Below are 12,363 nucleotides of genomic sequence, written 5' to 3'. Positions count from 1 at the left end.
TCAGGATCAACACAGCAACCAAAGGAGACGGAATGCATCACGCCACCCCGCTTATCACCACCATTGTCGGCGGCCTTGTGCTCGCTTTTATATTAGGCATGATTGCCAATAAACTACGTATTTCTCCTCTGGTGGGATATCTGTTAGCGGGCGTTCTGGCCGGTCCATTTACACCTGGTTTTGTTGCTGATACCAAACTCGCGCCTGAACTGGCGGAGCTTGGCGTAATTCTGCTGATGTTCGGCGTGGGGCTACACTTTTCCTTGAAGGATTTGATGGCGGTAAAGTCCATCGCCATTCCCGGCGCGATTGCCCAGATAGCTGTGGCGACGCTACTGGGTATGGCGCTTTCAGCGGTGATGGGCTGGTCGCTAATGGTGGGTATCGTCTTTGGACTGTGTCTTTCAACCGCCAGTACCGTAGTGCTACTGCGTGCGCTTGAGGAACGGCAGCTTATTGACAGCCAGCGCGGGCAAATTGCTATAGGCTGGCTGATTGTTGAAGATCTGATGATGGTGCTGACGCTGGTTCTTCTGCCCGCCGTCGCCGGAATGCTGGAAAAAGAAGATGTCGGCTTTGCATCGCTGGCCGTCGATATGGGCATTACCATTGGTAAAGTGGTGGCGTTTATCGCCATTATGATGCTGGTTGGCCGTCGCCTGGTACCGTGGATCATGGCGCGTAGCGCCGCCACCGGTTCACGAGAGCTGTTTACTCTGTCAGTCCTTGCCCTGGCGTTAGGCATCGCGTTTGGCGCAGTGGAATTGTTCGATGTCTCCTTTGCTCTGGGCGCGTTCTTCGCTGGCATGGTGCTGAACGAATCCGAACTGAGCCACCGTGCGGCTCATGACACCTTGCCGCTGCGCGATGCGTTCGCCGTATTGTTCTTTGTATCCGTTGGTATGCTGTTTGATCCGTTAATATTGATCCAGCAGCCGCTGGCGGTACTGGGTACGCTGGCGATTATCGTCTTTGGTAAATCCGTTGCCGCTTATTTCCTCGTGCGCCTGTTTGGCCACTCCCAACGTACAGCGCTCACCATTGCCACCAGCCTGGCGCAGATTGGTGAGTTTGCCTTCATCCTGGCGGGTCTGGGAATGGCGCTAAACCTGTTACCGCAGGCCGGGCAAAATCTGGTGTTGGCGGGGGCTATTCTGTCGATTATGCTCAATCCGGTGCTGTTCGCGGTGTTAGAAAAATATCTCGCGAAAACCGAAACGCTGGAAGAGCAGACGCTGGAAGAAGCCATCGAAGAAGAGAAACAAATTCCGGTGGATATCTGCAATCACGCCCTGCTGGTAGGCTTTGGCCGCGTCGGGAGTCTGCTGGGTGAAAAATTGATGGCTGCCGGGATTCCGCTGGTGGTTATCGAAACCTCACGTACGCGGGTGGATGAACTGCGTGAGCGCGGGATCCGCGCGGTGCTGGGAAATGCCGCCAACGAAGAGATTATGAATCTGGCGCATCTGGATTGCGCGCGCTGGCTGCTGCTGACAATTCCAAACGGCTATGAAGCCGGTGAAATCGTCGCTTCCGCTCGCGAAAAGTGCCCGTCGATTGAGATTATCGCCCGCGCGCATTATGACGATGAAGTGGAATATATTACCGACCGCGGGGCCAATCAGGTCGTCATGGGCGAGCGTGAAATCGCCCGCACTATGCTGGAGCTGATTGAAACGCCACCTGCCGGCGACGTTGCTACTGCCAGTTAATATTACGTGCCGGATGGCGCTACGCCATCCGTCCTACGTATTCACACACCAGAGTAGGCCCGATAAGCGCAGCGCCATCGGGCCAGAACTCAGCGGTCCCAGTACGACTCTTCGAGACTGTCTTCACGTTCTGGCAAACCGCGCGTCAGGCGTGGTGAATGTTGATTCAGCACCTGATAACTCACGCGATTAGCATATTTACATACCTGGGCTAACGACGAATAGGTCAGCCAGGTGAACTTGTGCTTGCTGGAGTTAGGCACGTTGCTGCGGTGGTAGCTGTTGGCGGTAATATCATGCAGCAATGCCGCCAGCGCGCCGTCGCCAGCGCCGTTGGTGTTCATGATCTTTTCAGGCCCGCCCATATACGGTGCGATGTGCGAATACACGCGCAGCGGATTAGTACAGTCTTTATGGCGCATGGCGCGGCTGAATTCATACTGGTTGAATTCGGCAATAGCCCCTGGCAGCAGCGGATGCTGGGTTTTACGTTTGGCTTCTTCTTCCGTAAAGCCCGCCATATACAGACCTGCCGGACCCGCAGTGCACAGCACCAGATCCACCCAATCCAGCGCTTTGTCGGACGCCAGCAGCGGATCGTTCTCGCCGGTCAGTGCTTCGGCCTCTTCTTCATTCATCGCCAGAATGGAGACATGCTCTTTCAGGAATGCCTGCCACCACTGTGGGTTATCGGCAATAACAAATTTGGTACCCAGCGTCAGAACCACCGGCACATTGTGTTTTTTGGCATATTCAATCGCCTTCATGGTCGCTTCCGGCATCGGCTCGCCCGGTTCGCAACGCACCAGATAGGAGGTCAGCACCAGCGCGGAGGCCCCGGCAATAACCGCCTCAGGGATGCTATCCGCCCGCAGCTTATTCATATGTCCGGGGCTGATAGCGAACGTGCGCTCACCGGATTCACCAATCAGCGTAAAGCAGCGACCAATCGGTCCATTAACGCCCTGCAGATAGTTCAGATCGGTACGGCTGGAGGTATTACATAAATAACGGTACGCGTAGCTACCAATCTCGATATTGCTGCACATCACGCCCAGCAGCACCGAGCGGTCATCTGCCAGCACGGAGTAGTTGTGCATCGTGTTACCGATAGTTCCACCGGCAAACTGATGAGTGATCAAATTGTCACGTACCAGTTCCTGGTAGAGCGCTTCGGCGACATCGTCTGTAATCACCAGAGAGTGCCCGGCGCTTAATCCATAACGCTTTACAAAGTCATCATTAACTTTGGCTTCAATATCTACCAGCGTCTGGTCGATACCCACCACCCAGGCTGCGCTGGTTTCATTTTCAGGCTGAATCTGTTGCAGCAACGGATCGCGCGCGCTGACAGGAAAATAGTGTTTGGATTTACGTTTACCGGGAAATTTCATGGTCGATTTTACGGGTGATTAGCTGAGCGGTGCATGGTAGCACATTCCCCTGTACGCATGCGATGCGGCGCTGAGTTTCAATATCGGACGATGGGATCGCAGTTTATACGGGGGGAATTTCTACAATAAATCACCTTCACAAGGAGCGTTTATGAAGCCGGAAAATAAGATCCCCGTACTCGACGAAATTTCAGACGAAATGAAAACCGTGGTGAATTTTCCCCGCCGCCGATGACATCGTGGCCCAGCGCCAACACTATATCCACGAACGGCAATTGTGGAATGCCGATGCCCCGCAGATGAATACCCGAGAATGCGTCATTTCTACCGCGCGCGGCCCCGTTGCCACGCGAATTTATTCTCCGCAACCCCATAGCCAGGCCACGCTGTATTATCTGCACGGCGGCGGTTTCATTCTTGGTAATCTGGATACTCACGATCGCATTATGCGCTTACTGGCGCTTTACACACAGTGCACGGTAATTGGCATCGACTATTCTCTCTCGCCGGAGGCTCGTTTCCCACAAGCCATCGAGGAGATTGTCGCCGTCTGTCAGTATTATCACCAACACGCGGGCGACTATTCTTTGAATGTGGATCATATTGGTTTTGCCGGTGATTCCGCTGGCGCGATGCTGGCGCTTGCCAGCGCGTTGTGGCTGCGGGACAAACAGATTGCCTGCGGCAAAGTCGCTGGCATATTGCTGTGGTATGGACTTTACGGCCTGCAGGATTCGCCCAGCCGACGGCTGATGGGCGGAGCGTGGGATGGTTTATCGCGGGAGGATCTGCAGATGTACGAAAACGCGTACCTGCGTAGCGCCGACGATCGCGAGTCACCGTATTATTGCTTATTCAATAACGACCTGACGCGCGACGTGCCACCGTGTTTTATCGCCGGCGCGGAGTTCGATCCGTTGATTGACGACAGCCGCTTATTATTTCAGACGCTACAGGCACATCAGCAGCCCTGCCAGTACAAAATGTACCCCGGCACGCTGCACGCCTTCCTGCACTACTCGCGGATGATGAAAACCGCCGACGATGCCTTGCGGGAGGGCGCGCGTTACTTCAAAGCACAACTTTAACGATAGGCTGCGGTCAGTTTAACCATCATTTCGATATGTTCCGGTGTGGCGTTCAGCGCCGGAATATACTCATACTGCTGGCCGCCAGCCTCGAGGAAAATCTCCCGGTTTTGCACCGCGATCTCTTCCAGCGTTTCAAGGCAATCTGCCGCAAAGCCCGGACACATAACCTGGATATGTCGAATCCCTTTCTCCGCCAGCATTTTTAACGTTTCGTCGGTATACGGCGTTAGCCACGGTTCGCGACCAAAACGCGACTGGAAGGTCATCATCACTTTTTCCGGCGGCAGGCCAAGCGCAGAGACCAGCTCACGGGTCGTATCGCGACAGCGCTGCGGGTAGTCATCGCCTTCGTCGGCGTAACGTTGTGGAATCCCATGGTAGGAGAGCAGCAGTAAATCGGGTTCGCCGTGTTTGGCGAAGGAGTCACGGGCACTTTTTGCCAGCGCGTCAATATAAGCGCTGTCATCGGCGTAATCACGAATAAAGGAGATGCCGGGAATACCGCGTTTACGCGCCAGGATGCGCGCGAGTTCATCCCACACCGCCGCCACCGTCGAACAGGAATATTGCGGATACAGGGGTAACACGACAATGTGTTCAACGCCACTTGCCAGCAGTTCGTCGACTGCGCTTTCAAGCGAAGGCGAGCCGTAGCTCATGCCCAACGCAACAGGCGTATTGGGCAGGCGTTGTGCCAGCGCCTGCTGTTGTGCCTTGCTGTAGACCATCAGCGGCGAACCCTCTTCCATCCAGATTGACTGGTATAGCTTTGCCACGCGTGGCGCACGCAGCGGCAGGATCACCCCACGCAGCAACGGCCACCACAGCAGGCGGGAAGTATCAACTACACGTTGATCGCTTAAAAACTGGCGCAGGTAGCGTTTAACAGCTTCAGGAGTGGGGGCATCGGGGGTGCCGAGGTTTGCCAGCAGGATACCGGTTTTCGTCTGACGCATTACCGCCTCTTATCGATTCAAATTGTTGATAATTGTAGCGGAAAAGTGATGAAGAAGAACTAATTGCTGCGAGAGGTAAGACGTGAATTTGCCTGATGGCGCTGCGCTTATCTGGCCTACAAAAAAATCATAGGCCGGATAAGGTGTTTACACCGCCATCCGGCATTGACTGCGCTAAAACTTAACCGAGGATTTTTTCCAGCGCTGCGCGCACGTCAGCAACAGCCTGAGTGCCATCAACTTTCGCGTATTTGGTGTTACCCGCCTGCGCTTCTTTAGAGTAGTAGCCGATCAGCGGCGCGGTCATCTGATGGTATTCCACCAGGCGCTTACGTACGGTCTCTTCCTGATCGTCTTTACGGGTGGTCAGCTCTTCGCCGGTTACGTCGTCTTTACCTTCAACCTTAGGCGGGTTGAATTTGATGTGGTAAACGCGGCCAGAAGCAGCATGTACGCGACGCCCCACGATACGGTCAACGATCAGCTCGTCAGGTACGTCGAACTCCAGAACGTAGTCCACGTTGATACCTGCTTCTTTCATGGCGTCAGCCTGCGGAATAGTACGCGGGAAGCCATCGAGCAGGAAACCATTACGGCAGTCTTCCTGAGCAATACGCTCTTTTACCAGCGCAATCACCAGCTCATCAGTCACCAGCTTACCGGCGTCCATGATGTCTTTCGCTTGTTTGCCCAGCTCGGAGCCAGATTTCACGGCGGCACGCAGCATATCACCGGTGGAGATTTGCGGAATACCATACTTCTCCATGATGAACTGAGCCTGAGTTCCTTTACCCGCGCCCGGAGCGCCAAGCAGAATGATACGCATTACGAAAATCCCCTTAAAGGTTGTCGATATTTTTTAAAAAGCGCTAAACGATACCACCATCACGCAATTGGCTCAAGGAAGACGCCCGACGCTGAAACGGTTAATGGAGGGAAAATTGAAAATAAGGAGTGAAATTACCGGATGGCGGTGTACACACCTTATCCGGCCTACGAGTAAAAGATATGGTAGGCCGGATACGCGTTAGCGCCATCCGGCATTAGATGATGGCTATCAGGATACCAGCAACTGGTTCATACGGCGGATGAACTGGTTCGGATCTTCCAGCGTGCCGCGTTCGGCGAACAGAGCCTGATCCAGCAGCAGTTCAATCCACTCTTTAAACTGCGTTTCGTCCTGGGTATCCGCCGTGCGTTTTACCAGCACGTGGTCCGGGTTAAGTTCAAAGATATATTTCACGTCCGGTACGGCCTGACCCGCAGCAGCGAACAGTTTCGCCATCTGGGTGCTCATTTCATCCGCATCGGTGGTGACGATGGCCGGCGTGTCGGTCAGACGGTGGGTCAGACGCACTTCTTTGACGCGATCGCCCAGCAGCGTTTTCACGCGTTCAACGAACGGCGTCAGCGCTTTTTCCGCTTCTTTCGCGCTCTCGTCCACTTCATCCGCCAGCTTATCGATGGACTCGTCGGCTTTCGCAACGGACTGGAACGGCTTGCCGTCGAACTCGGTCAGGTAGTTCATCATCCACTCATCGATGCGGTCAGAAAGCAGCAGCACTTCAATGCCTTTCTTACGCAGCAGTTCCAGGTGCGGGCTGCTCTTCGCCGCCGCATAGCTGTCTGCAGTGATGTAGTAGATTTTCTCCTGCCCTTCTTTCATGCGGGAGATATAGTCTTCCAGCGACACGGTCTGTGCGGAGGAGTCTGTGTGCGTAGACGCGAAGCGCATCAGCTTAGCGATAGTTTCCTGATTAGCGTGGTCTTCCGCCGGACCTTCTTTCAGCACCAGGCCGAACTGTTTCCAGAAGGTCTGGTATTTTTCGGCATCATCTTTCGCCAGTTTTTCCAGCATCTGCAACACGCGTTTGGTCAGCGCGCTGCGCAGGTTACGGGTGACGGTGCTGTCCTGCAGGATCTCACGGGAAACGTTCAGCGGTAGATCGTTGGAATCTATCAGGCCGCGCACAAAGCGCAGGTAGTTCGGCATAAACTGCTCGGCGTCGTCCATGATGAACACACGCTGAACGTACAGTTTCAGACCATGCTTGTGATCGCGGTTCCACATATCCCACGGCGCCTGCGACGGAATGTACAGCAGGCTGGTGTACTCCTGCTTACCTTCCACACGGTTGTGGCTCCAGGTCAGCGGGTCAGTGAAGTCGTGGGCAATATGCTTGTAGAATTCGTTGTACTCGTCATCTTTGATTTCCGACTTGTTACGCGTCCACAGCGCCTGCGCCTTGTTGATCTTTTCCCAGGAAACCACGGTCTCGCCGTCTTTCTCTTCGGATTTTTCGATCTCTACCGGCAGCGCGATATGGTCGGAATATTTGCTGATGATGGAACGTACGCGCCAGTCATCAAGGAACTCGTCTTCGCCTTCGCGCAGATGCAAAGTGATTTCGGTGCCGCGATCGTCTTTGGTGATGTCGGCAACGGTGTATTCACCTTCGCCCGCAGATTCCCAGAACACGCCGTTCTCAGGTTTGTCGCCCGCCGCGCGGGTACGTACGGTCACTTTATCGGCCACGATAAACGCCGAGTAGAAGCCAACCCCGAACTGACCGATCAACTGGCTGTCTTTCGCCTGATCGGAGCCCATGGATTCGAGGAAAGATTTGGTGCCGGATTTCGCAATGGTCCCCAGATGATCGATGACGTCATCACGGTTCATCCCCACGCCGTTATCAGCAATGGTCAACGTACGCTTATCTTTATCGAAGGAAACACGCACACGCAGTTCACCGTCCCCCTCGTACAGGTCCGGGTTAGACAGTGCGCGGAAACGCAGCTTGTCTGCCGCATCCGAGGCGTTAGAGATGAGCTCACGCAGGAAGATTTCTTTATTGGAATACAGAGAATGGATCATCAGATGCAGAAGCTGTTTTACTTCTGACTGAAAACCACGAGTTTCTTGTCCTTTCATGTAGATCTACCTCAACAATGCCATTTTCAATGGTAAAAACACGTTGAGGGTGAAATGGGGACAAGCGCGAAGGATTTCAAGCGGAAGCCGCCGTCGCGGCCTCCGTTTGTTCAGAATTTAATCTTGTGACGCCCGGCCAGAGAGTGCGACAGCGTGGTGCCGTCGACCATTTCCAGCTCGCCGCCGACCGGTACGCCATGGGCGATACGGCTGGCTTCAACGCCATACTGCATGCAAAGCTCAGCAATATAGTTGGCGGTCGCCTCTCCTTCGACCGTGGGATTGGTCGCGAGGATCAGTTCGTTGATTTGCTCAGACGCCAGTCGCTGTTCAAGGCGATCCAGCCCGATATCATCAGGGCCAATACCGTCCAGCGGTGACAGGTGCCCCATCAGCACGAAGTAACGTCCAGAAAATTGGCCGGTTTGCTCAATGGCATAGATGTCCGCCGGACTCTCCACCACACAGATCTGACCGTTTTCCTGGCGACGCGGGTTCGAACAGATATTACAGACATCCTGCTCTGTGAAGGTGCGGCAATCGGCACAGTGGCCGATTTCCGACATCGCCTTCGTTAACGCCTGCGCCAGACGCATCCCGCCGCTGCGATCGCGCTGAAGTAGCGTGAACGCCATGCGCTGCGCAGACTTCGGGCCAACGCCCGGCAGACAGCGCAGTGCTTCCATAAGCTGAGTTAACAGCGGGCTGGTTTGCATCAGAACGGCATCTTAAAGCCAGGCGGCAGCTGCATTCCGGAAGAAACAGAAGCCATCTTCTCTTTCTGCGTCTCTTCAATGCGACGCGCCGCGTCGTTGAATGCCGCAGCGACCAGGTCTTCCAGCATCTCTTTGTCGTCTTCCAGCAGGCTTGGATCGATCTCCACGCGACGGCAGTTGTGCGCGCCGTTGATGGTCACTTTTACCAGACCCGCGCCAGATTCGCCGGTCACTTCCAGCTTGGCGACTTCTTCCTGCATCTGCTGCATTTTTTCCTGCATCTGCTGGGCCTGTTTCATCAGGTTACCCAGACCGCCTTTACCAAACATAGGCTTCTCTCTCAATCACGTTAAGGGATGACGACCGTCCAACCATCAGGCTGACGATCAAATGGGGCGAATACTCTCTTCGTCCAGGTCTGCATCGAAAAAACGACGCAGCGTCTGAATGTTATTATCCGCAATAATCGACTCTCGCGCCTGCGCGAGTTTCTCTTCATAAATGGCCTGACGCCACTCCAGCGGCGTGCGCACCGCAGGATTATCATCTTCAACGATGGTCAATTCAACCGTTGACCCCGTTAAGGTACTCAATGCTTCGGCCAGTTTTTGCTGCGCGCCGCTGGAATTAAGATGCCGTTGCGAGGAACGCAGGTGCAGGCAAACCACGTTGCCATTCTCTTCTTTCCAGGCATTAAGCGCCACCTGCTCCACCAGTTTAGGCAGCGAAAGCTGGCTCACCTGAGCAGCCCAGGGGTCGCGCTCAATGGCTTCTGCCGCCAGTTTTGCCGCCAGTTCCGGCGTTTTTTCATGCTCAAGCGCTTTTTTCAACGCTTTCGGCGTGGCAATGGCTTCTTTAACTTCGGCTACGGGATTGGTCGTTTTCCAGCGATACGCTTCCTTCTTCGCCGGCGCTTTTTCCAGCGCAGAGACGGCCGGACGCGCCTGAACACGCTCCGACACCGAGGCCAGTCTTTCCAGCGCAGCATTATTCACCGGCCGCGCGCGGGAAGCGGCTGCCGGTTCACTCTTTTTTGGTTTGGTTGCTCCCTGAGCGCGTTGCAGTTGGCTGCGCGCCGCCAGCACCTGGCTGGTGGCCTCGGAGAGCGGCACATTCTGTTGCTGTTGCGCTGGCGCAGGCTGCTGAGGTACTTGCGTCGGGGTCATCACCGCAGTCGGCGCGACGGGGGCAAACGACTGGCGCGGGACTTCAGGCTCCGGCAGTGGCATGCGCGGATGAAAAGCCAGCGCACGCAGTAGCGTCATTTCGACGCCCATTCGCCTGTCCGGCGCATACGGCAGTTCTTTGCGCCCGATTAACAGGGTTTGGTAGTAAAGCTGTATGTCAGTTGGCGGAACGATTCGCGCCAGTTCGCGCATACGCTGTTCAATGGCGGCCATATCGCTGCCGAGCGCGGCGGGCGAAAGCTGTACCATAGCAATGCGATGCAGCAAAGCCGACATCTCAACCAGCAGCGCTTCCCATTCAATACCCCGCGCGGCGGCGTCGTTCACCAACGTCATAACGCGTTCGCCGTCAGCCGCGACAACCGCTTCAACAAGCGAGAGCGCCTGGTCATCGTCCAATGTGCCGAGCATGGTGCTCACCGCGTCGGTCGACACCTGACCATCACCGCTGGCGATCGCCTGATCGGTAAGACTCAGCGCATCGCGCAGGCTGCCGTCCGCGGCGCGAGCCAGCAGTTGCAACGCGCGTGGCTCATGGGCGATATGCTCTTGTTTGAGGATATGCTCAAGCTGATGGCGAATCTGTTCAACATCCAACGCTTTAAGATGGAATTGCAGACAGCGCGACAGGATAGTCACCGGTAACTTCTGCGGATCGGTGGTCGCCAGCAGGAATTTAACGTGTGCAGGCGGCTCTTCGAGCGTTTTCAGCAAGGCGTTAAAGCTGTGGCGCGATAACATGTGCACTTCGTCGATCAAATAGACCTTAAAGCGACCGCGCGCAGGCGCGTACTGGACGTTATCCAGCAGGTCGCGGGTGTCTTCGACTTTGGTGCGTGAGGCGGCGTCGATTTCAATCAGATCGACAAAACGCCCCTGCTCGATTTCACGGCAGTTATCGCACACGCCGCACGGCGTGGCGGTAATACCGGTTTCACAGTTTAGTCCCTTCGCCAGCAAACGGGCGATAGAGGTTTTCCCGACGCCACGGGTGCCGGAAAACAGATAAGCATGATGAATACGCCCTAACGACAAGCCGTTCGCCAGTGCCGTCAGCACATGTTCCTGGCCGACGACGTCAGCAAAGGTTTGTGGGCGCCATTTTCGGGCTAAGACCTGATAACTCATTGGCAGGCTCTGAAAGGCTGGAGGGTGGATTCACAGGAGGATAATGCTAACACAACCTCGCAGCGACGGCGAGGTTGTGTGTCTCGGTATCACTTCAGCCGAGATGAGATAGCTAAATTAGTGGCCCGGGAACGGAACCAGGCTATAACAGGTCAGCCCCTGTTTTTCCAGGCGCTGTTCGCCGCCCAGGTCAAACAGGTTAATGATAAAAGCAGCATCGGTCACTTCGCCACCCAGACGGCGGATCAGTTTCACGGTGGCTTCAATCGTGCCGCCGGTTGCCAGCAGGTCGTCCACAACCAGTACCTTATCGCCCGGTTTGATGGCATCAACGTGGATTTCCAGCTGATCGGTGCCGTATTCCAGCTCATAGCTCTCGGCGATCACTTCACGCGGAAGCTTGCGGGGTTTACGTACCGGAACAAAGCCGACGCCCAGACCCAATGCTACCGGCGCGCCAAACAGGAAGCCACGCGCTTCGGTGCCAACCACTTTAGTGATACCCGCATTTTTGTAGCGTTCAACCAGCAATTCAATGCTGAGGGCGTAGGCTTTCGGGTCTTCCAGTAAACTGGTGACATCGCGAAAAAGAATGCCCGGTTTTGGGTAGTCGTGGATGCTTTTGATGCTATTTTTGAGAAACTCAAGCTGCTGTGCAGTCGCGGTCATAAGTTTGTGCCTGATTAATTCGGTATTACTTCACGGCGCACTATACACTTCATCCTCGACGTGTCTTGAATGATTTTGTGTCTATATTAAGGGCCAGGGTTACATTTGCTTAACCTTTGACCACCTGCGCCTGTGCTCGAAAACGGTCGAATTTACTGGCTGTGAGCGACAATTGCAACAGCGATTATTGCGCTTTATTGCTTTTGTTGTTTTTCATCAATCACCGGGATCCGCCACATAAAAATCAGTAAACAGGCGAGAATAACCAGCAGCAGGCCGCGTACCCACATCATATTGACCAGCCACAGTGAAATACCAAACGTAATCAATATCAGCAAAATAGCGCGCGGCTTTGCGCCCGGCGGCATCGCGCGGTGTTTTTGCCAATGGCGCAGATACCCGCCGAACCACGAACGATACAGCAGCCAATCGTGAAAACGCGGCGATGAGCGGGCAAAACACCAGGCAGCCAACAGGATAAATGGCGTCGTGGGCAATAGCGGCAATACCACGCCCAGCGTTCCTAATACTACCGCTAGCCAGCCAATGATGATTAGAATAATGCGTTGCATAATATG

General features: G+C 54.9%; 10 protein-coding genes, 1 pseudogene and 1 other annotated feature. Of the genes and pseudogenes, 2 read left to right on the top strand and 9 right to left on the bottom strand.

The features are described from left to right. The first annotated feature begins 32 nt into the window (after positions 1–32). Complete coding sequence (ybaL, locus tag FDX09_RS06305; RefSeq protein ID WP_042310032.1) at positions 33–1,712, top strand: YbaL family putative K(+) efflux transporter; 1,680 nt, start codon at positions 33–35, stop codon at positions 1,710–1,712. 89 nt (positions 1,713–1,801) lie between these two features. Here the strand turns inward: ybaL and gsk are convergent, their stop codons facing one another. Then, complete coding sequence (gene gsk, locus FDX09_RS06300; RefSeq protein WP_038638375.1) at positions 1,802–3,106, bottom strand: inosine/guanosine kinase; 1,305 nt, start codon at positions 3,104–3,106, stop codon at positions 1,802–1,804. A 151-nt stretch (positions 3,107–3,257) separates the two neighbouring features. Here gsk and aes point away from each other — a divergent pair. Beyond that, positions 3,258–4,194, top strand: a pseudogene (gene aes / locus FDX09_RS06295) (acetyl esterase). Here aes and hemH read toward each other — a convergent pair. The 8 genes from hemH to FDX09_RS06250 all read right to left on the bottom strand — a co-directional run bounded on the left by hemH (position 4,191) and on the right by FDX09_RS06250 (position 12,357). After that, entirely contained in the window at positions 4,191–5,153 is a 963-nt protein-coding gene (gene hemH, locus FDX09_RS06290; protein ID WP_137346929.1) for a ferrochelatase, read from the bottom strand. The pseudogene aes and the gene hemH overlap by 4 nt on opposite strands. A 181-nt stretch (positions 5,154–5,334) precedes the next feature. Continuing rightward, the gene (gene adk, locus FDX09_RS06280; protein WP_003021773.1) at positions 5,335–5,979 is read right to left on the bottom strand and encodes an adenylate kinase; all 645 of its coding nucleotides are present in this window, start codon (positions 5,977–5,979) and stop codon (positions 5,335–5,337) included. 231 nt (positions 5,980–6,210) lie between these two features. Further along, positions 6,211–8,085, bottom strand: a complete 1,875-nt coding sequence (gene htpG / locus FDX09_RS06275; RefSeq protein ID WP_085047620.1) for a molecular chaperone HtpG — start codon at positions 8,083–8,085, stop codon at positions 6,211–6,213. A 110-nt stretch (positions 8,086–8,195) separates the two neighbouring features. Then, the gene (recR, locus tag FDX09_RS06270) at positions 8,196–8,801 is read right to left on the bottom strand and encodes a recombination mediator RecR (protein WP_003021767.1); all 606 of its coding nucleotides are present in this window, start codon (positions 8,799–8,801) and stop codon (positions 8,196–8,198) included. Continuing rightward, complete coding sequence (locus FDX09_RS06265; RefSeq protein ID WP_003021764.1) at positions 8,801–9,130, bottom strand: YbaB/EbfC family nucleoid-associated protein; 330 nt, start codon at positions 9,128–9,130, stop codon at positions 8,801–8,803. The genes recR and FDX09_RS06265 overlap by 1 nt, the downstream gene beginning before the upstream one ends. A gap of 57 nt (positions 9,131–9,187) precedes the next feature. Further along, the gene (gene dnaX, locus FDX09_RS06260) at positions 9,188–11,116 is read right to left on the bottom strand and encodes a DNA polymerase III subunit gamma/tau (protein WP_085047621.1); all 1,929 of its coding nucleotides are present in this window, start codon (positions 11,114–11,116) and stop codon (positions 9,188–9,190) included. Further along, positions 9,791–9,855, bottom strand: a sequence feature (DnaX frameshifting element). It overlaps the preceding gene by 65 nt. A gap of 117 nt (positions 11,117–11,233) precedes the next feature. Further along, positions 11,234–11,785, bottom strand: a complete 552-nt coding sequence (gene apt, locus FDX09_RS06255; RefSeq protein ID WP_006685676.1) for an adenine phosphoribosyltransferase — start codon at positions 11,783–11,785, stop codon at positions 11,234–11,236. A gap of 194 nt (positions 11,786–11,979) precedes the next feature. Beyond that, positions 11,980–12,357, bottom strand: coding sequence for a DUF454 family protein (locus FDX09_RS06250; RefSeq protein WP_038638360.1), 378 nt, complete (start codon positions 12,355–12,357; stop codon positions 11,980–11,982). Positions 12,358–12,363: the final 6 nt, after the last annotated feature.

This window comes from Citrobacter sp. wls717, assembly GCF_005280955.1.
Lineage (GTDB): Bacteria > Pseudomonadota > Gammaproteobacteria > Enterobacterales > Enterobacteriaceae > Citrobacter > Citrobacter werkmanii.
The sequence above is the reverse complement of the archived record's forward strand: the minus strand, read 5'-3'. Positions and strand labels throughout refer to the sequence as shown.

Coding starts and splice junctions, on each gene's coding strand:
- ybaL (WP_042310032.1), top strand. CDS start 33: ATGCATCACGCCACCCCGCTTATCACCACCATTGTCGGCGGCCTTGTG.
- gsk (WP_038638375.1), bottom strand. CDS start 3,106: ATGAAATTTCCCGGTAAACGTAAATCCAAACACTATTTTCCTGTCAGC.
- hemH (WP_137346929.1), bottom strand. CDS start 5,153: ATGCGTCAGACGAAAACCGGTATCCTGCTGGCAAACCTCGGCACCCCC.
- adk (WP_003021773.1), bottom strand. CDS start 5,979: ATGCGTATCATTCTGCTTGGCGCTCCGGGCGCGGGTAAAGGAACTCAG.
- htpG (WP_085047620.1), bottom strand. CDS start 8,085: ATGAAAGGACAAGAAACTCGTGGTTTTCAGTCAGAAGTAAAACAGCTT.
- recR (WP_003021767.1), bottom strand. CDS start 8,801: ATGCAAACCAGCCCGCTGTTAACTCAGCTTATGGAAGCACTGCGCTGT.
- FDX09_RS06265 (WP_003021764.1), bottom strand. CDS start 9,130: ATGTTTGGTAAAGGCGGTCTGGGTAACCTGATGAAACAGGCCCAGCAG.
- dnaX (WP_085047621.1), bottom strand. CDS start 11,116: ATGAGTTATCAGGTCTTAGCCCGAAAATGGCGCCCACAAACCTTTGCT.
- apt (WP_006685676.1), bottom strand. CDS start 11,785: ATGACCGCGACTGCACAGCAGCTTGAGTTTCTCAAAAATAGCATCAAA.
- FDX09_RS06250 (WP_038638360.1), bottom strand. CDS start 12,357: ATGCAACGCATTATTCTAATCATCATTGGCTGGCTAGCGGTAGTATTA.